Source organism: Nocardia sp. NBC_01730 (assembly GCF_035920445.1).
Lineage (GTDB): Bacteria > Actinomycetota > Actinomycetes > Mycobacteriales > Mycobacteriaceae > Nocardia.
The window spans coordinates 5,112,634-5,134,607 of record NZ_CP109162.1 but is presented as its reverse complement, the minus strand read 5'-3'; the positions used below and the strand labels follow the sequence as shown (position 1 = coordinate 5,134,607).

Sequence of the window (21,974 nt, the reverse complement as noted above, 5' to 3'; positions counted from 1 at the left end):
ATTCACCTCCACGTACGTCGCACCGGCGCGTGCTCGGCGGCGTCGGCGTCGGCGCGTACCCGACGCCGTCCGGGAGTAGCCGATTTCTGGGTCCCGGAGCTGGACGCCTTGTCCGGTCGCCGGGGTCGGGTCGCACCGGTTCGGGTCCGCCCGGAGCGCGCCGCCGGTCGTGCGCGGGCGGGCTCCCTGGTTTCCTGGTCGCCCTCGTCTTCGTCGCTCTTCTCGGCTTCGAAGTCCTCGGCTTCGGTGTCCTCTTCCGGTGCGCCCTCTTCGTCCGGGTACTCGTCCTCCAGATCCTCGCCGGATTCGCGTTCGTAGTCGTCGCCGGCGTACTCGTTCTCGGAGGTCTCGTCGTACTCTTCCGCACCCTGGCCGGTGAGCTCTCGAGACTCTTCGGCTTCCTCGTCCGCTCCGGTTCCTGCCGCCTGTTGCTGGAGGCGGGAATTCAACGAATCGATCCGGTGGCTCGCGGCGGTGACCGCCGCGGCCCGCGCCGCACCCAGCAACTCCCCGCGAACCGTATCGGTGATCTTGGCCAGCTCCGGTGAGGAGCTGATCAACGAGGTCCCTCGCTGCAGCAGCTCCTGCGGCCCTCCCGAAGACCGCCTGGCCATTACCGCGCCTGCCAGCGACAACGCCAGTCGCATCTTGCGTGTGCGGCCCAGGACATAGCCGACTCCCACCCCCACCGCTATTCGTGCTCCGGCCTTCACGATGATCACTCCTTGCTTGTTTCGACTGCGACTCGCCGAACAGCGGGTTCATCAGTGGCACCACGTGCTGATAAATGTCGGGTAGACCACACTCGCTTCGGCAAACCTCTCGCGTCCTTATCGAGTCGAGGTATTTCCGCCGGTCGGCATCCCGATTCATAGGCCACGTACGGCGGTCCGCGGCAAACCGCGAACCAGCTGGTGACGTCACCGAGATTGTCGGCCGATCCACGAGTGCGGATCGGGCCGAGGAGCCTGGGAGTGCGACGCAGTGCCGGGTGCGTCGGTGCTGCCGGTGCCCGCTCGACGTCATCGCACACTGCGACGTGACGGCCTGAATACACTCACCGCATGACCGTGCACTTCATCGGGGCGGGGCCGGGCGCCGCGGACCTGCTGACCGTGCGAGCGGTCACTCTGCTGCGAAGTTCTCCGGTGTGCCTCTACGCGGGCACTTACCTCGACCCCGAGGTCCTGGCGCACTGCGCCCCCGACGCGGAGCTGATCGATAGTCAGTATTTGGACCTCGACCAGATCACCGAGCATCTGGTGCGCGCCACCCGATCGGGTAAGGACGTGGCCCGGTTGTGCTCGGGCGACCCATCGCTCTACTCGGCGCTCACCGAACAGACCCGCAGGCTCGACGCGCAGGACGTCCCGTGGGACGTCACGCCGGGCGTGCCCGCCTATGCCGCTGCGGCGGCGCTGCTCGGCGCCGAGCTGACGGTGCCCGAACTCGTGCAGTCGGTCGTGCTCACCCGTACCCAGGCCCGCTCGACCGCGATGCCCGAGTCGGAGGCCCTGGCGAATTTCGCCGCGACCGGCGCCACGCTCGTGCTGCACCTGGCCGTTACCCGCGTCCGTGCGCTGGCCGCCGAGCTCGCCGCCGACTACGGCCCGGACTGCCCGGTCGCCGTCGTGTACCGCGCCAGCCAGCCGGAACAGCGGATCCTGCGCGGCACCCTCGCCGATATCGCCGACCGAGTCGAGGGCGCCGGATTGCGGCAAGCCGCGGTGATCTTGGTCGGACGTGCGCTGAGGTCCAGTGCGCCCTGCGCCGAATCCCATCTCTACGACCCGGCCCGACCGCGCCACTCCTGACCCGGTGGTGCCCAGATGTCACACCGGGGAATGGTGTGAGAACGGCAACAAGCCATCGCCGGACTGACTGAAACCCCTCTGCCTGCGTTGATGTCGGTCAGCTATAACGATTGGTTGGTCGGGTGCGCACGGCGACGGTAGATTGATCCGGTGATCCGCAGTGACAGTCCCGGCAGAGCCGGTCAGTGGCCGTTGGGCACGGTTGAGCCCATGTAACAAGGCCTGCCTCTTGAACAGATAGTTCAGACGAACATTTGCCTGATTGATATGAGAACAGAACACCGGAGACGCAGGCGCCACGCTTGGCTGGGTGGGCGTCCCGTCCGGGTGTTGGCGGGGAGCGCTTGCGTGGTGTTCCGGAAGCGAGGTTACGGTTGAACCGGCTGGATTTCGGCGGAAACGGTGAAACTGGTGGCGAACGGGCACCTGCGGGTTCTGGGGCAGAACCCGGCCTGCTGCCGCCCGGTGCCTTTCCATTGTCTCCTGCCCAGCTGGGCATCTGGTACGCGCAACATGTCGACCCGCAGGTGCCGATCAACATCGCGCAGTATGTCGACCTGCATGGTGAGTTCGACCTGGAAATGTTCGAGCGCGCCGTTTGCGACGTGTCCACCGAGCTCGGTTCGGGCTTCCTGCGCATCATCGAGCACGACGGTGAGCCGCTGCAGTGGGTCGACCACAGCATCGCCGACGGCGGGATGGTCGAGTACGTCGATCTGCGCGGCGAGGACGACCCCGAGGCCGCTGCGCTCGCGTGGATGCGCGCCGACTACAGCCGACCCCTCGACCTGACCACCGACCGGCTGGTCGGTCTCGCCGCCCTGCAGCTGGCGGAGAACCACTGGTATTGGTACTCGCGGGCGCATCACATCGCGCTCGACGGCTTCGGCGCCATGACCAACATGAACCGGATCGCCGAGCTGTACACGGCGTACGTCAACGGCGCCGAGCCGGCAGCCACCAAAGCGACTGACCTGTACACGCTCTACGAGCAGGAGATCGCCTATCGCACCAGTACCCGCTTCGCCTCCGACAAGGAGTACTGGGCCGAGCGTGTCGCTGGGCTGGAGGAAGGCACCAGCCTGACCGGCCGTTCCGCGCCGCCCGCGGCGATCAACGGCATCGCGAGCGCCGCGCTGTCCGACGAGCAGAACACGCTGCTGGAGGCAGCTGTCGCGCGGCACGATTCGTCGCCCGCGGGATTGCTGATCGCGGGATTCGCCGCGTATCTGGCGCAGTGGAACGGTGTCGAGGACGTCATCCTCAGCCTGCCGGTGACCGCGCGTACCACCGCGGCGATGCGCCGCTCCGGCGGTGTGTCGTCGAATATCGTGCCGCTGCGGCTGCACGTCGGCCACGACACCACGGTGGCCGCGCTGCTCAAGCAGGTCCAGATCGAGGTGTCCGGCGCACTGCGCCACCAGCGCTACCGGCACGAGGACATCCGCCGCGACACGGCGGGCGACCGCGTGGTGACCACCGAGTTCTTCGGGCCGTGGGTCAACATCATGCTGTTCCATGACCAATTGACTCTTGGGCCGATGGTCGGCCAGTACAGCGTGCTGTCCACCGGCAGCATCGAGGACCTCGGCGTCAACTTCTACCAGTCGGTCGCGGGCACCCGTTCGCACATCGACTTCGAGACCAACCCGAACCTCTACACCGAGGACGAGGCGCACCGGCAGCACGGTCGCTTCCTCGAGTTCTTCGATCGCTTCCTCGCCGCCGACGCGGACGCGGCGGTGTGGGGCCTCGAGGTCACCACCTCGGGTGAGCGCGAGCGGACGCTGCTGGAGTGGAACGACTCCGAGCAGGAGGTTCCGGAGACGACGCTCGCGGCGCTGCTCGACGCGCAGATGCCGCTGACTCCGGACAACATCGCGCTCGACTTCGAAGGTACGACGCTGACCTACGCGGAGTTCGACGCGCGGGTCAACCGGCTGGCCCGGTTCCTGATCGCCGACGGCGTCGGCCCGGAATCACTGGTCGCACTGGGGATGCGCCGCTCGCTGGAGCTGGTGATCGGCATGCATGCCGTGCTGAAGGCCGGTGGCGCGTATGTGCCGATCGATCCGGATCATCCGGCCGACCGCACCGCCTACATCCTCGACAGCGCCGCGCCGGTGTGCGTGCTGACGCTGTCCTCCGACGAGCTGGAACTGCCCGAGTCGGTACGCCGGGTGGAGATCGACACCCTCGACGTGTCGGAGCACTCCGCCGCCACGGTCACCGAGGCTGAGCGGCTCGCGCCATTGCGCCCGGACAACACCGCCTACGTCATCTACACCTCGGGCTCGACCGGCCGCCCCAAGGGCGTCGCGGTCACCCACCACGCGATCGTCAACCAGCAGCTGTGGATGCTCGACGAGTACCGGCTGACCGCCGAGGACGTGTACCTGCAGAAGACCGCGACCACGTTCGACGTGTCGCTGTGGGGCTACTTCCTTCCGCTGATGGTGGGCGCCAAGCTGGTCATCGCGTCGCCGGATGGGCACCGCGACCCGTTGTACGTCGCGGACACGATCGAACGGCACGGGGTCACCGTGACCGACTTCGTCCCTTCCATGCTCACGGTGTTCGTCGCGCACGCCACCCAGGCCCAATGCGCCACGCTGCGTGCGGTTTTCGTGATCGGTGAGGCGCTGCCGCCGGAGACGGCGGCGAGATTCAGAGAGATCACCGCTGGGCCTGATGGTCGCTCCGCAGGCTCCGCTGCTGGGCCTGATGGTCGCTCCGCAGGCTCCGCTGCTGGGCCTGATGGTCGCTCCGCAGGCTCCGCTGCTGGGCCTGATGGTCGCTCCGCAGGCTCCGCTGCTGGGCCTGATGGTCGCTCCGCAGGCTCCGCTCCGGCCGGGCTGCACAATCTGTACGGCCCCACCGAGGCCGCGGTCTCGGTGACCTACTGGGAGGCGACGGCCGCCGACACGGTGACCGTGCCGATCGGCATCCCGGAGTGGAATGTCCAGCTCTATGTGCTGGATTCGCGGCTGCGTCCGGCCGCGATCGGCGCACCGGGTGAGCTGTACCTCGGCGGGCGCCAGCTGGCCCGCGGCTACCGCGGCCGACCGGATCTGACCTCGGATCGGTTCGTTGCGAACCCGCTGTCGCCGAACGGCGAGCGGATGTATCGCACCGGTGACCTGGTGCGCTGGAACGACACGGGAACGCTGGAATACATCGGCCGCACCGACTTCCAGGTGAAGTTCCGCGGCCAGCGCATCGAGCTCGGCGAGATCGAGACCGATCTGCTCGCCCATCCCGCGGTCGGTCAAGCGGTCGTGTTGGTCGTGGACACGGCCACCGGCCAGCAGCTGGTCGCCTACGTCGTCGCGGCGCCCGCCAGGACCGCGGACCCGGCGGAGCTGACCAGGTTCGCGGCGGAGAAGCTACCGAGCTACATGGTGCCCGCGTCGATCATGGTGCTGGACGCCTTTCCGCTCAACACCAGTGGCAAGCTGGATCGCAAGGCACTGCCCGAGCCGGTGTTCACCACGGACGCGTCCGGATTCCGTGCGCCGCGCACCCAGGCCGAACAGATCGTGGCCGGCGTCTTCGCCGATGTGCTGAGCCAGGACCGGATCGGGATCGACGACAACTTCTTCGATCTCGGCGGCAACTCGCTGGTCGCGACGCAGGTGGTGGCGCGGATCGGCGCGGCCTTCGGCACCCAGATCGGGGTGCGCGCGCTATTCGAGACGCCGACCGTCGCGGGGATCGCCGTGCGCGCCGAGAATACCGCCGCGGCGGAGGGCAACGATGCCGTCGAGCCCCGGCCGCCGCTGGTCGCCCAGCAGCTCCCGGAGCGGGTGCCGCTGTCGCTTGCTCAGCAGCGGATGTGGTTCATCAACCAGTTCGATCCGACTGCGCCGACCTACAACCTGCCGTTCGTGGTGCGGTTGCGCGGCCAAGTCGACCTGGACGCATTGCAGGCCGCGCTGTTCGACGTGGTGGCGCGGCAGGAATCGCTGCGCACGATCTTCCCCGAGTCCGGCGACGGCGGGTACCAGCAGGTGCTGCCGGCCGATCAGGCCGACCTCGGCATCACGGTGCGGGCAATCGATACATCCGAATTGCACGGTGTGCTGGCCGAATTCGCGTCCACTGGGTTCGATGTGTCCTGGGAACTGCCGATCCGGGTGCGGATCTTCGCGGTCACCGGTGGACTCGGGAACGGCTCCGCCGACTATGCGGTCGCCTTCGTGGTGCATCACATTGCGGCGGACGGCTTCTCGTTCGGCCCGCTGGCCCGCGACGTCGCCACCGCCTACCTGGCCCGCACCGCGGGCGAGGAGCCGAGTTGGGCGCCGCTGCCGGTGCAGTACCAGGACTTCAGCGTCTGGCAGCGCGAGCTGCTCGGGGCCGAATCCGACCCCGCCTCCATGGCCGCCCGCGAAATCGCGTACTGGCGGAGAGCTTTGGCGGGTCTGCCAGATCAGCTGGACCTGCCCGCGGACCGTCCTCGTCCGCCGGTGCAGAGCTTCCACGGCAGCCGGGTGGGCTTCGAGATCGACGTCGAGCTGCACCAGCGCCTGGTGGCGCTGGCCCGCGCGCAGGGCGTCAGCCTGTTCATGGTCATGCACGCCTCGCTGGCCGTGCTGCTGGCCCGGCTGTCGGGCACCACCGATATCGCGATCGGCACGCCGGTCGCGGGCCGCGGTGAGCAAGCTCTCGATGATCTGATCGGCATGTTCGTCAACACGCTGGTGCTGCGCTCGGATGTGGATGGCGACCAACCGTTCACCGAGCTGCTGGCCCGCACCCGGGAGACCGACCTGGCGGCCTTCGCCTACGCCGATGTGCCGTTCGAGCGGCTGGTCGACGTGATCAACCCGACTCGCTCGCAGGCGCGGCATCCGCTGTTCCAGGTCATGCTGTCGTTCCAGGAGATGTCGCACGCGACCCTGGAGCTGCCGGGTCTGTCGGTGACCGCCGACGAACTCGATGTCGATATCGCAAAATTCGATCTGCAGTGGACGGTCACCGAGGAACGCGGTGCGCACGGTGAGCCCGCGGGCATGGCGGCCGTGGTGTCCTTTGCCACCGACCTGTTCGATGCCGAGACCGTGACCGAATTCGGGCGTCGCTACCTGCGGGTGCTCGAATCGGCTGTCACCGCACCGGAATCCGCGGTGCACGACATCGACATCCTCGATGATTCGGAGCGCGCCCAGGTCCTCACCGGGTGGAACCAGACCGCCCGCGAGGTGCCCGCGGCCACGCTGGTGTCGATGTTCGAGGCGCAGGCCGCCCGGACCCCCGACGTGATCGCGCTGACGTTCGAGGGGACAGGTCTGGCCCACCCGTCGCCCGACCACCACCCCTCATCGAGTCGCTACGCGACGCTGACGTATGCCGAATTCAGCACCCGGGTGAATCGCCTTTCGCGTCATCTGATCTCGCTCGGCGTCGGGCCGGAGTCGATGGTTGCGCTGGGCATGAGCCGATCCCTCGAGCTGGTGATCGGCATGTACGCGGTGAGCGTGGCCGGTGGTGCGTATGTGCCGTTGGATCCGGATCATCCGGCCGACCGCATTCGCTATGTGCTGGACACGGCTGACCCGGTGTGTGTGCTCACCACCTCTCGCGACGGCTTCGATGCGGGCGCGCTCACCACGATCGACATCGACGAACTCGATCTGAGCGAATACGCCGAGGCCGTGGTCACCGACGCGGAACGTATTGCGCCGCTGCGGCCGTCGAATACCGCGTACGTAATCTTTACCTCCGGTTCGACCGGGCGCCCCAAGGGCGTCGCTGTCTCGCACGCCGCGATCGTGAACCGCCTGGTGTGGATGCAGGCCGAATACGGCCTGAGCGCGGATGATGTGGTGCTGCAGAAGACCCCGGCGACCTTCGACGTGTCGGTGTGGGAGTTCTTCTGGCCCTTGCAGATCGGTGCCCGTCTGGTCATCGCTCGGCCGGACGGGCACCGCGACCCGGGCTACCTGGTCGATGTCATTACCGAAGAACGGGTTACCACGGCGCATTTCGTGCCGTCGATGATGTCGGTCTTCGTGGCCGAGGGTGGCGCGAACGAGTGCCGCGGCCTGCGCAATGTCTTCGCCTCGGGTGAGGCGCTGCCCGCCGCGACCGCACAGCGGTTGCGGAAGCTGACCGGTGCGCGCCTGCACAACCTGTACGGCCCGACCGAGGTAGCGGTCGACGTGACGTATCACGAGGTCGTCGACACCGACACCGCGTCGGTGCCGATCGGCGCACCGGTATTCAACACCCAGGTGTATGTGCTGGATTCGCGTCTGCACCCGGTGCCGATGGGTGTCGCGGGTGAGCTGTATCTGGCGGGCGCGCAATTGGCTCGCGGTTACGTCGCGCGCCCGGACTTGACCAGCGACCGTTTCGTCGCGAACCCGTTCGACCCGGACGGCTCCCGCATGTACCGCACCGGTGACTTGGTCACCTGGACCACCGGCGCGAGCGCCGAATCAGGCACAGCCGGTGAACTTGTGTACCTGGGCCGCACCGACTTCCAGGTCAAGCTGCGCGGTCTGCGCATCGAACTCGGCGAGATCGAGGCGGCCTTGACCGGCCTCCAGTCCATCGCCCAGGCAGTCGTGTTGGTGCGCTCGGACGACCGCCTCGGCGATCAGCTGGTCGCGTACATTATTCCGGCCTGGCGCCATTCGATCGATATCGAAAACATCCGCGCCGAACTCACCGGCGAACTGCCCGCCTATATGGTCCCGAGCGCCTTCGTCGTGCTCGACGAGTTTCCGCTCAACGCCTCCGGCAAGCTCGACCGCAAGGCCCTGCCCGCACCGATCTTCGAGGTCAAGACCTTCCGCGCGCCGTCGACCCCGATCGAGGAGATCGTCGCGCAGATCTTCGGCGAGGTCCTCGGAATCACCCGCATCGGCGTCGACGACGACTTCTTCGAACTCGGTGGCAACTCCCTCAGTGCCACCCAGGTCGCTTCCCGGCTCGGCATCGCACTCGATACCCGGGTGCCGGTCCGCATGCTCTTCGACGCTTCCACCGTCGGAGCGCTGGCCGCTCGCGTGGAATCGCATGCAGGCGATGGTGCGCGCAAGGCGCTGGTGGCGCGCGAACGCCCGGAGGAGGTGCCGCTGTCGCTGGCCCAGCAGCGCATGTGGTTCCTCAACCGCTTCGACACCGGTTCCGCGCTGTACAACATCCCGATCGGCATCCGCCTTTCCGGTCATCTGGACGTGGCCGCGCTCCAGGTCGCCATTATCGACGTGATCGACCGGCACGAGTCGCTGCGTACCGTCTTCCCGGAGACCAACAGCGGCCCGGTGCAGGTGGTGCTGGACGCCGCGCAGATCGTGCCGGACCTGACGCCCGTGCCGGTGACCGAGCACAACCTGATCGACCATGTGGTCGAACTCGCCTCCATGGCGTTCGACGTGACCAGCGAAGTGCCGCTGCACGCACGGCTTTTCGAGATCAGCGAGACCGAGTACGTGCTCGGCATGGTGGTGCACCACATCTCGGCCGACGGCTGGTCGATGGGTCCGCTGGCCCGCGACGTCATGGTGGCCTACGCCGCCCGCACGTCGTGGGAGGCGCCCGCCTGGTCGGAGCTGCCGGTGCAGTACGCCGACTACGCGCTGTGGCAGCGCGAGGTGCTCGGCTCCGAGGACGATCCGAGTTCGCTGATCTCCAACCAGATCCGGTACTGGACGCGCGAACTTGCCGATCTGCCGGACGAGTTGGTGCTGCCGTCGGATCGGCCGCGCCCCGCTACCGCCTCGTACCGCGGCGGCACCTACCCGTTCGTGATCTCCGGCGAGACCCAGCGCGCACTGGTCGAGCTGGGGCGCGGGTACAACGCATCGCTGTTCATGGTGCTGCACAGCGCGCTCGCTGTGCTGCTGGCCAGGGCCAGCGGGACCAGTGACATCGCCATCGGCACTCCTGTCGCGGGCCGCGGCGAGGCCGCGCTGGACGACCTGATCGGCATGTTCGTCAACACCCTTGTGCTGCGCACCGAGGTGGACGGCGCGGCGAGTTTCGCCGACTTGCTGGCCCGTGCGCGCGAGACCGACCTGCACTCCTTCGCGCAGGCGGACGTGCCGTTCGAGCGGCTGGTCGAGGTGCTCAGCCCGGCCCGTTCGCAGGCGCGCCACCCATTGTTCCAGGTGATGCTGACCTTCCAGAACACCAGGCAGGCCAGCTTGGAGCTGCCCGGTCTCTCGGTCAACGGCATCGAGTACGACGCCCGGCTGGCCAAGTTCGACCTGCAGCTGACGCTCTCGGAGACCCAGGACGAACATGGCGATGCGGCAGGTATGTCGGCCGAGTTCTCCTACGCCGTCGACCTGTTCGACGAGGCGACGGTCGCCGCGTTCGCCTGGCGCCTGGACCGCATTCTCGCGGCGGTGACTGCTGACCCGACCATACCGGTCGGTGACATCGATCTGCTCGTGCCGGAGGAGCGTGCGCGGGTGCTGGTCGAGTGGAACGATACTGCGCGTTCGTTGCCGGTTGGGACGTTGGTTTCGTTGTTCGACGCGCAGGTCGCGGTGTCGCCGGATGCGGTGGCGTTGGTGTTCGAGGACGAGCGGTTGACTTACCGTGCGTTGCAGGAACGCGTCAACCGGGTTGCCAGGCACCTGATCGGTGTGGGTGTCGGGCCGGGAGCGGTGGTCGCGTTGGCGATCAGGCGTTCGACGGAATTGGTCGTCGCGATGTATGCGGTGGTGCAGGCCGGTGCGGCGTATGTGCCGTTGGATCCAGACCAGCCCGCCGAGCGGATCAACTACATCGTCGAGACCGCACGACCGCGGATGGTTCTGCACAGGTCCGTAGACGAGTTCGGTTTCGATCCGCTACCGGGAGTGGCGGTGTTGTCGGTCGAGGACATCGAAGCCGCGCCGGGGTTCGCTACCGGCAGTGGTGCACCGATCACCGACAGCGAGCGCACGCGACCATTGCTGCCCGAGCACACCGCGTATGTGATCTTCACGTCGGGCTCGACCGGTCGTCCGAAGGGTGTGGCGGTCAGTCATGCCGCGATCGTGAACCGTTTGTTGTGGATGCAGCACGAGTATCCGATCGGCCCCCAGGACGCGGTGCTGCAGAAGACACCGGCCACGTTCGATGTGTCGGTGTGGGAGTTCTTCTGGCCGTTGCAGACCGGTGCCCGGCTGGTGGTCGCGCGTCCTGACGGGCACCGTGACCCGGTGTATCTGCTCCGGGTCATCGCGGAGCAGCGTATTACCACCGCGCATTTCGTGCCGTCGATGCTTTCGGTGTTCGTTTCTACCCTGGGCAATGAGAAAGGCGTCGGTGTACCCGCGCCGGGTCTGCGCCAGGTGTTCGCTTCCGGTGAGGCGTTGCCGGCGGTGACCGCGCAACGGTTGCGTGAGTTGACCGGTGCGCGTCTGCACAATCTGTACGGCCCGACCGAGGCCGCGGTCGATGTGACTTTCCACGAGGTGACCGAAGCCGATACCGCGTCGGTACCGATCGGTGCCGGGGTGTTCAACACGCGGGTGTTCGTGCTGGATTCACGGTTGCATCCGGTGCCGGTAGGTGTCGCGGGTGAACTGTATCTGGCGGGTACGCAGTTGGCGCAGGGCTATGTGGCTCGCCCGGATCTGACGGGTGAGCGTTTCGTGGCGAACCCGTTCGGTGACGGCGAACGTATGTACCGCACCGGTGATCTGGTGGCCTGGACCGGCAACGGTGAGCTGGAGTATTTGGGCCGCACCGATTTCCAGGTGAAGTTGCGTGGTCTGCGTATCGAGCTCGGTGAGATCGAGTCGGCGTTGACGGCGTCGGACTCCGTGGCGCAGGCGGTTGTGGTGGTGCGTCCGGATGATCGTCTCGGCGATCAGCTGGTCGCCTACCTGGTCGCGGACCCGGGCCGCGTGGTCGATATCGAGTCGGTGAAGGCCGCGCTGGGCGGACAACTACCCGCGTATATGGTGCCGTCGGCCTATCTGGTGCTCGATGAGTTCCCGCTCAATGTATCGGGCAAGTTGGACCGTAAAGCGTTGCCTGCCCCGAGTTTCGAGGCCAGAGTATTTCGTGCGCCGGTCACACCGGTACAGGAGATCGTCGCCGAAACCTTCGCCGAGGTACTCGGTGTCGAACGAGTCGGCTTGGATGACGACTTCTTCGAACTCGGCGGCAACTCCTTGGTCGCTACCCAGGTGGCGGCCAGGCTCGGCGAGGCGCTGGACACCCAGGTGCCGGTGCGCGCGCTGTTCGAGGCCGCCACCGTCGTCGCGCTGGCGGCGAAGGTGGAATCGGCCGTGGGACAGGGCGGCCGAGCGCCGCTGGTTCCGCAGGAGCGCCCCGAGCTGGTTCCGCTGTCGCTCGCCCAGCAGCGGATGTGGTTCCTCAACCGGTTCGACAACCGCACCGCGGTGAACAACATCCCGATCGCCATCCGGCTGACCGGTGACCTCGACGTGGCCGCGCTCAGCGCGGCGATCGGCGACGTGCTCGCGCGACACGAAGCGCTGCGCAGCGTCTACCCCGAGGTGGAGGGCACCGGCTACCAGCGCGTTCTGCCCGCCGCGGCGGCGGCGGTCGAGCTGGTCACCGAACCCGTCGCCGCCGACGAGCTGCCCGCGCGGATCGTCGAACTCGCGAGCGTCCACTTCGACGTGACCAGCGAGATCCCGTTCCGGGCGAGCCTGCTCGCGGTGTCGCAGACCGACCACGTCGTGGTGCTGGTCATGCACCACATCAGCGCGGACGGCTTCTCGCTGCGCCCGCTGCTGCGCGATGTGGTGCTCGCCTACACCGAGCGCACCCGCGGCGAGGTTCCCTCGTGGACCCCGCTCGAGGTGCAGTACGCCGACTACGCGCTGTGGCAGCGTGACGTGCTCGGCGCCGAGGACGACGCGGAATCGGTCGCGGCACAGCAGATCGGGTACTGGACCGAGCAGCTGCGCGACCTGCCCGACCAGATCGAGCTGCCCGCCGACCGCCCCCGCCCGATGGTCGCCTCCAATGCCGGTGGCACGCACAACTTCTCGGTCGACGCCGCATTGCACGGCGCGCTGGCCGAGCTCGCCCGCGCGCGCGGTGTGACGCTGTTCATGGTGGTGCACGCCGCGCTCGCCGCCTGGGCGGGAAGGCTGTCCAACAGCACCGACATCGCGATCGGCACGCCGATCGCCGGCCGTGGCGAACGTGCGCTCGACGACGTCGTCGGCATGTTCGTCAACACACTGGTGCTGCGCAGCGAGGTCGATCCTGCGGCCCCCTTCGGCGCGCTGCTGGACCAGGTGCGCCGCACCGACCTCGCCGCTTTCGCCAACGCCGACGTGCCGTTCGAGCGGCTGATGGACGTGCTCAGCCCGACGCGCTCGCAGGCACATCATCCGCTGTTCCAGGTCGCGCTGACCTTCGAGGCCGCCTCGGCGTCCGACATCGGCACCGTCGCGATGCCCGGTCTGGACCTCGAAGTCGTCGAATTCGACCCGGGCACAGCCAAATTCGACGTTCAGCTCACCGTCGGCGAGGCCACCGACGGTGGTCTTTCGCTGTCGTGGAACTACGCCACCGAACTGTTCGATCCGGAAACGGTTGCCTGCTTCGCCGACCGTTTCGTGCGCATCCTGCGCGGCGTCGCCGACGATCCGGAGATCGCCATCGGCGACATCGATCTGCTCGGCGAGACCGAGCGCCTTGACGTCTCGCAGCGCTGGGTGTCCTCCGGCGCCGTCGAGGTTCGTACGGGTATGTTCGCCGATCGGGACACCACGCTGGTGTCGCTGTTCGACGCGGCGGCCGTCGCGCACCCGGACCGTATCGCGGCCCGCTTCGGTGTGGAGGAACTGACCTACGCCGAGCTGGACCAGCGCGCGAATGTCCTGGCGCGCAGGCTGATCAAGGACGGTGCGGGACCGGAGTCGCTGGTCGCGGTGATCCTGCCGCGCTCGCTGGACCTGGTGGTCGCGCTGCTGGCCGTGGTGAAGACCGGCGCCGGGTACGTGCCGGTCGATCCGACCTACCCGGCCGACCGCATTGCCTATGTGCTCGCGGATTCCCAGCCGACCAGCGTGATCCTCGATTCCACGGTCCAGGTGACCGTGACCGTTCCGGCGCACCTGCCCACCGTCGTGCTGGATGGCTTCGCCGTGGAAACCGGCAACGTCGAGGATGCCGAGGACGCGCCGATCACGGACGCCGACCGGCGCGCCGCGCTCATGCCGGACCATGTCGCGTACGTGATCTACACCTCCGGCTCGACCGGCCGCCCGAAGGGCGTCGCCGTCGCGCACCGGAACGTGGTACGGCTGTTCGCGAACACCGACCGCGACTTCGGATTCGGACCCGACGATGTGTGGACGCTGTTCCACAGCTACGCCTTCGACTTCTCGGTGTGGGAGCTGTGGGGTCCGCTGTTGTTCGGCGGCACCCTGGTGGTGGTCGACTACTACACTTCGCGCTCGCCTGAGCATTTTTTGGAACTGCTGCGCGCTGAACAGGTCACGGTGCTCAACCAGACCCCGTCCGCGTTCTACCAGCTGGCGGAGGCGGACCGGAATGCCGCGCCCGATGCCGCGCCGCTGGCGCTGCGCTACGTGGTGTTCGGCGGCGAGGCGCTGGAGCTGCGCAGGCTGTCGGATTGGGTCGCGCGCCACGGCGCCGGATCCGTCGGCCGCTCCGCGGGCTCAGCGGCCGAGGCGCCGGTGCTGGTCAATATGTACGGCATCACGGAGACCACGGTGCACGTGTCCTATCGCGCGCTGGACGCCGCGACCATCGCGGCCGCCTCCGGCAGCGTGGTCGGCCGCGCCATCGCCGGTCTGCGGGTGTACGTGCTGGACAGCAGGCTGCGGCCGGTCCCAGTCGGCGTTGCGGGCGAAATATACGTGGCGGGACCGCAATTGGCCCGCGGCTACCTCGGCCGCCCCGATCTGTCGGCCACCCGCTTCGTGGCCGACCCGATGACGGACGTGGCGGGCTCGCGGCTCTACCGCTCCGGCGACCTCGCGCGCTGGAACCGTTTCGGCGAACTGGAGTACCTGGGTCGGGCCGACGACCAGGTGAAGGTGCGCGGTTTCCGCATCGAGCTCGGCGAGATCGAGTCGGCGATCCTCGCTCAACCCGGCGTCGCCCAGGCGGCGGTCATCGTGCGTGAGGACCAACCCGGTGTTCAGCGGATCGTGGCCTACGTGGTCGCCGAACCCGGCGTGGAGCCGGTGCTCGACGAGGTCCGCGACGGCGCCGCCGAGGAGCTGCCGTCCTACATGGTGCCCTCGGCCATGGTGCGGCTGGAATGGATTCCGCTGACCGTCAACGGAAAGCTGGACCGCCGTGCGCTGCCCGCGCCCGCGGCACAGACTCGTTCCTTCCGCGCACCGGTCAACCCGGTGCAGGAGACCATAGCGGCGGTGTTCGCCGAAGTGCTCGGCCTGGAGCGGGTCGGCCTCGACGACTCGTTCTTCGCGCTCGGCGGCGACAGCATCGTCTCTATCCAGCTCGTCTCGCGGGCCAAGGCGCGCGGTGTGGTGTTCACGCCGCGCGACGTCTTCGAGCAGCGCACGGTCGCGGGCCTGGCCGCCGTCGCCGAAACCGTCGAGACGGCCGAGGCTTCGGCCGCGACGCTCGCCGAGCTGCCCGGCGGCGGTGTCGGCACGATGCCGTTGACGCCGATCGTGCGGTTCATGGCGGAGCGGCGCGGTGCGTTCGGTCGGTTCAACCAGACCTTCGCGCTGGAACTACCGGTCGGCATCGACCGCGCGGGCATCGCCGCGACGGTCGGCGCAGTCATCGACCGGCACGACATGCTGCGGGCGAGCCTGTACCGCGACGGCGGCGACTGGATCGTCGAAACCGCCGCACCGGGCAGCGTCGAGGTGGACGCGCTGATCGACCGTACCGAGTTCGACGCGGGCGTCGCGGACGCCGAGCTGGTCGAGATCGCTTCAGCCGCACTGGATGCGTCATTGGACCGGCTCGACCCGGCTGCGGGTGTGGTGATCCGGTTCGTCTGGCTCGACCCCTCGTCCGCCGACCGTGCCGGACGACTGATCGTCCTCGCGCACCATCTCGTGGTGGACGGCGTCTCGTGGCGCATCCTGGTGCCGGACTTCGTCATGGCCTGGGGCCAGCGCACCGCGGGCCAGACGCTCGAGTTGGTCGCACCGGCCACGTCGATGCGCGCATGGGCGCACGCGCTGGAGCGCGCGGCGTACAGCACGGAGCGGGTGGCCGAACTCGACTACTGGCGTTCGGTGGTCGCCGCGGCGGATCCGCTGCTGACCGAGCGTCCGATGGACCCGGCGATCGACACCTCCGGCGTCGTCGAGAAGCTTCGGGTCGAGGTGTCCCCCGAGGTCACGAAGGCCCTGCTCACCACGGTTCCGGCGCTGTTCCACGGCGGCGTGAACGACGGCCTGCTCACCGCGCTCGCGCTGGCGACCGCGAAGTGGCGGGCGCGCCGGGCGGGCACCCGCGGCGACGATTCGCTGCTGATCCGCCTGGAGGGCCACGGCCGCGAAGAGGGCATTGTGCCCGGTGCGGACCTGTCGCGCACCGTCGGCTGGTTCACCTCGATCTTCCCGGTCCGCTTCGACTTGTCCGGCATCGACATCGATGCCGCGTCGGGGGGCGGCCCCGCGCTGGGCACGGCGGTCAAGGCAATCAAGGAGCAGCTGCTCGCGGTGCCGGACAAGGGTCTCGGCTATGGTCTGCTGCGCTACTCGAACGCCGAGACCGCGCCCGAGCTGCCGCTCGAACTGCCCGGCCAGGTGAGCTTCAACTACCTCGGCCGCGTCTCGGAGGGCGACGTGCCGAAGTCGCTGCGCGGCTTCGGCTGGATTCCCGCGCTGGAACTCGGCGATCTGGGCAGCGGCTACGACGCGGACATGCCCGCGATGGCGGTGCTGGACGTGAACGCGGTCGTGGTCGGCGACAAGCTGACCGCGAACATCGGCTACCCGTCGACTCTGCTGACCGCCGCGGACGTGCGCGAATTCGGTGAGCTGTGGACCGCCGCGTTGGAAGCGGTTGCCCGACATGCCAATTCGACCGGTGCGGGTGGGCACACCCCGTCGGACTTCGCGCTCGTACGCAGTGGATCGGGGCGGGGGATAACGCAGCGCGACGTCGACGGCTGGGAAGAGCGTTTCCCCGCGCTGGCCGACGTATGGCCGCTCTCGGCGCTGCAGGCGGGTCTGCTCTTCCATGCTCGCCTCGCCGCGAGCTCGGTGGACGTGTACACCGCCCAGGCGGTGCTGACGCTCACCGGACGAGTGGACGCCGCCCGGTTGCGTTCGGCCGCACAGGCGTTGGTGGACCGCTACGAGAACTTGCGCACCGCGTTCGTCACCGACAACGACGGCAACCCGGTGCAGATCGTGCTCGACAGCGTTCGCGTCGAGTGGGCCGAGCATGACCGGATCGCCCACGGCGACGGCGACGACCTGATCGCCGCCGACCGTATGCGGCGTTTCGACCTGACCGCGCCGCCGCTGATCCGCTTCACGTTGATCCAGGTGGCAGACTCTTCGGCAAAAGAAGGGGCCCGCTGGCAGTTCGTGGTGTCCAACCACCACATCCTGCTCGACGGTTGGTCCATGCCGCTGCTCATGCGGGACCTGCTGGTGCTCTACGCGGTGCACTCGGACTCGTCGGCGCTGCCCGCGGTCCGTTCCTACCGGCACTTCCTGGAATGGACTCGGCAGCAAGATCATTCGGTATCGCTGGCCGCGTGGGCGAACGCGCTGCGCGGTGTCGGTGAGCCGACGCTGCTGGCCCGTCCGGATGCCGGTCGCGAGATCACCTCGTTGTCCGGCGAGTACTTCTTCGACCTGGGCGAGAGCGCGACCGCGCGGCTGACCGCGCTGGCCGGATCGCTCGGCGTCACGCCGAACACCGTGCTGCAGACGGCATGGGGCATCCTGCTCGGCCGAATGACCAGCCGTGACGACGTGCTGTTCGGCGCCACCGTCTCCGGGCGTCCCGCGCAGCTGTCCGGCGTGGAAGCGATGGTCGGTCTGTTCATCAACACCGTCCCGGTGCGGGTGCGTTTCGATCCGTCGGAATCCGTGCGGGAGCTGCTGACCAGGACCCAGGGCGAGCAGGCCGACCTGCTCGACCACCACTACGTCGGCCTCGCGGACATCCAGGCGGGCGCAGGCATCGGCGGCCTGTTCGACACGCTCGTGGTGTTCGAGTCCTACCCGGTCGATGCCGAGGGCCTGCAGGCGCAGGCCGCGGATATCGACGGCATGGCGGTGGTCGGTCTGGAGGCGGCCGACGCCACGCACTACCCGCTGACGCTGATCGCGCAGCTGGATTCACGCCTGCGGGTACGTGCGGCCTACCTGCGCGACCTGTTCGACGAGCAGACGGTGCGCCGCATCGCCGACCGCCTGATCCGGGTGCTCACCGCGATCACCACCGAACCCGACGTTGCCGTCGGCGACATCGAGCTGCTCGACACCGCCGAACGCGAGCTCGTGGTGTCCGGCTGGAACGACACGGGATATGAGGTCGATCCGGCTGAATTGCTGGGCCGTTCCTCGAGCTCCACGGCGTTGACCCTGGTCTCGATGTTCTATGCCCAGGTCGCGCGCACACCCGAAGCGACCGCGGTCACGTTCGAGGGGACGAGTCTGTCCCACCCGTCACCCGACCACCACCCCTCATCGAGTCGCTACGAGACGCTGACGTATTCCGAATTCGCCGGCCGGGTGAACCAGCTCGCGCGCTGGCTGATCGCGCGCGGAGTCGGCGCGGAATCGTATGTGGCGCTGGGCATGCGGCGGTCGATCGATCTGGTCGTCGGCATGTACGCCGTCGCCGTCGCGGGCGGCGCGTACGTACCGCTCGATCCAGATCATCCGGCCGAGCGCACGGAATACATTCTCAGTACGGCCGATCCGGTGTGCGTGCTGACTTCCGGCAGCGATCTGGAGAGCGACACCGCGCAGGTACGGATCGACCTGCTCGATCTGAGCGGGCTGTCCGAGGCGACGGTCACCGACGCTGAGCGCCGTGCGCCACTGCGTCCGTCGAACACCGCGTACGTGATCTTCACGTCGGGTTCGACCGGTCGCCCGAAGGGCGTTGCGGTCTCGCACGCGGCCATCGTCAACCGCCTGGTCTGGATGCAGACCGCCTACCAGCTGTCCGCGGACGACGTGGTGTTGCAGAAGACACCATCGACGTTCGACGTGTCGGTGTGGGAGTTCTTCTGGCCCTTGCAGATCGGTGCGCGGCTGGTGGTCGCGAAGCCGGACGGGCATCGCGACCCGGCCTATCTCGCCGAGATCATCAGCGCGGAGCGGGTGAGCGTCACGCACTTCGTGCCATCCATGCTCGCGGTGTTCGTGAGTTCGATCGCGGCGTCCGAAGGGCCCTCCGTGGTTACGGAGGCCGGGCCCGACGCGGCCGACGCGGCTGCGGCGCGGTATGACGCGCTGCGGCTGGTGTTCGCCTCCGGCGAGGCCCTGCCGCCGAAGCCCGCGCACCGTCTGCGCGAGCTGACCGGTGCGGCGTTGCACAATCTGTACGGTCCGACCGAGGCGGCCGTCGACGTCACGTTCCACGAGGTGGTGGACGCGGACGTCGAGACGGTGCCCATCGGAGCTCCGGTGTTCAACACGCAGGTGTATGTGCTGGATTCGCGGTTGCGCCCGGTGCCGGTGGGTGTCGCGGGTGAGCTGTATCTGGCGGGCGTCCAGCTTGCGCGCGGTTACGTCGCGAGGCCGGACCTGACCGGTGACCGGTTCGTCGCCAACCCGTACGGGGAGGCTGGTGCGCGGATGTACCGTACCGGCGATCTGGTGGCCTGGACCACCGGCGCGAGCGCCGAATCAGGCACAGCCGGTGAACTTGTGTATCTGGGCCGCACGGACTTCCAGGTGAAGCTGCGTGGTCTGCGCATCGAGCTCGGCGAGATCGAGTCGGCGCTGGCCGGACTGGACGAGATCGCGCAGGCGGTCGTGGTGGCACGCTCCGACGCGCACACCGGTGACCAGCTCGTCGCGTACGTCGTCGCGGCGCAGGACGCCCCGCTGGACACCGATCTGGTCCGTGCGGACCTGGCGCTTCAGCTGCCGGCGTACATGGTGCCATCGCTGGTGATCGTGCTCGACGAATTCCCGCTCAACGCCTCCGGCAAGCTGGACCGTAAGGCGCTGCCTGCTCCGGTGTTCGAGGCGGCGACATTCCGCGCCCCGACCACGCCGGTCGAGGAGATCGTCGCCACCACCTTCGCCGACGTGCTCGGCCTGGAGCGGGTCGGCCTGGACGACGACTTCTTCGCGCTCGGCGGCAACTCGCTCAGCGCCACCCAGGTCTCGGCCCGGCTCGCCGCCGCGCTGGACACCGATCTCGGCGTCCGTGAGCTTTTCGAGGCCTCCACTGTGGTCGCGCTCGCGGCACGCGCGGAGACCAGGGCGGGTATGGGCGCGCGGGTGGCGCTGACGCCGCAGCCGCGGCCCGAGCTGGTCCCGCTGTCGCTGGCCCAGCAGCGCATGTGGTTCCTCAACCGCTTCGACCCGGAGTCGGCCGTCGACAATATCCCGGCCGCGGTGCGGCTGTCCGGTCTACTCGACCGGCAGGCGCTGCAGATCGCGGTCGCCGACGTGCTGGCCAGGCATGAGTCGCTGCGCACGTTCTACCCGGATGCGGACGGCACTGCCCACCAGCAGACCGTGCCCACCGGCAAGGTCATTCCGGACCTCACACCGATCGACGTCACCGAAGCCGCACTGGCCGAGCGGCTTTCGGAGTTCGTGCTGACCGCGTTCGACGTGACCGTCGAGGTGCCGTTCCGTGCACGGCTGTTCGAGATCAGCCCGACCGAGCATGTGCTCGCGCTGGTGGTGCACCATATCTCGGCCGACGGATTCTCCATGGGCCCTCTCACCCGCGACGTGATGACCGCCTATGGCGCCCGCGTCGACGGCGGCGAGCCCGCGTGGCGGCCGTTGGAGGTCCAGTACGCGGACTTCGCGCTATGGCAGCGCAAGGTGCTCGGCGCCGAGAGCGACCCGAATTCGGTGATATCCGAGCAGATCTCGTTCTGGTCGGACGCGCTGCGTGGGCTGCCCGACCAGCTGGACTTGCCCGCTGACCGCCCACGTCCCGCAGTGGCCTCTGGTCGCGGTGCTACGCACACCTTCGAGATCGACGCCGAAACCCATGGCAGGCTCACTGAACTCGCGCGCACCAGGGGTGTGACGCTGTTCATGGTCGCGCACACCGCGCTTGCTGTCCTACTTTCTCGTTTGTCCGGCGAGGACGACATCGCCATCGGTACCCCGGTCGCAGGCCGTGGCGAGCGCGCCCTCGACGACCTGATCGGCATGTTCGTCAATACCCTCGTGCTGCGGACGCCGATCGAGGGCGCCGCGACGTTCGCCGATCTGCTGCGCGCGGTGCGCGTCAGCGACATCGCGGCGTTCGGGCACGCGGACCTGCCGTTCGAGCGGCTGGTGGAGATCCTCAATCCGCCCCGTTCGCAGGCGCGGCATCCGCTGTTCCAGGTGATGCTGTCGTTCCAGAACACCGGCCGCAATATCCTCGAGCTGCCCGGTCTGACGGTCAGCGCGGTCGACCTGCCCACCGACGTCGCCAAGTTCGACCTGCAGCTGGTGCTCTCGGAGCGCGCAGGCGCGACCAACGGCACCGGTGCGGCCCGGACCGGTATCACCGCCGAGCTGATCTACGCCACCGACCTGTTCGACCGGGCCACCATGGCGGCGTTCGGTCGCCGGTTCGACCGGTTGCTGAAGGCCGTTGCCGCCGAACCGGATCGGGCCGTCGGCGACATCGCGCTGCTGGATGAACGGGAGACCGAGCAGACGCTGCGCGGATGGAACGACACCGCGCAGATCGTGGACACCGACGCGACGCTCGCGTCGATGTTCGCCGAGCAGGTCGCGAGCACGCCGGAAGTGGCGGCGCTGACGTTCGAGGGGACGAGTCTGTCCCACCGGTCGCCCGACCACCACCCCTCATCGAGTCGCTACGAGACGCTGACGTATTCCGAGTTCGCCGCGCGGGTGCGGCGGCTGGCCCGGCACCTGATCGCGCTGGGCGTCGGCCCGGAGACGATGGTCGCTCTGGGGATGCGCCGGTCGGTCGATCTGGTGGTCGGCATCTACGCGGTGGTCGAGGCGGGCGCCGCCTATGTACCCCTCGATCCCGATCATCCGGCCGAACGCGTGCGGCACGTGCTCGACACCGCTGACCCGG

The 21,974-nt window shown here is 68.3% G+C and carries 3 protein-coding genes (1 of these 3 running past the window's edge); 2 read left to right on the top strand and 1 reads right to left on the bottom strand.

Annotated features, from left to right (window positions below):
• Positions 1–2: 2 nt before the first annotated feature.
• Positions 3–722 (bottom strand): hypothetical protein, encoded by a 720-nt coding sequence (locus OHB12_RS20950; protein WP_327110283.1) that lies wholly within the window; start codon positions 720–722, stop codon positions 3–5.
• 342 nt (positions 723–1,064) lie between these two features.
• Between OHB12_RS20950 and cobM the strand changes: the two genes are divergently transcribed.
• Both cobM and OHB12_RS20940 read left to right on the top strand, forming a co-directional pair.
• Entirely contained in the window at positions 1,065–1,814 is a 750-nt protein-coding gene (gene cobM / locus OHB12_RS20945; protein WP_327110282.1) for a precorrin-4 C(11)-methyltransferase, read from the top strand.
• Positions 1,815–2,188: 374 nt separating this feature from the next.
• Positions 2,189–21,974: the 5' portion of a non-ribosomal peptide synthase/polyketide synthase gene (locus tag OHB12_RS20940; protein WP_327110281.1), read on the top strand. 18,134 nt of this gene lie beyond the right edge of the window; the window shows 19,786 of its 37,920 coding nt (coding positions 1–19,786); its start codon is at positions 2,189–2,191; its stop codon lies off the right edge, out of view.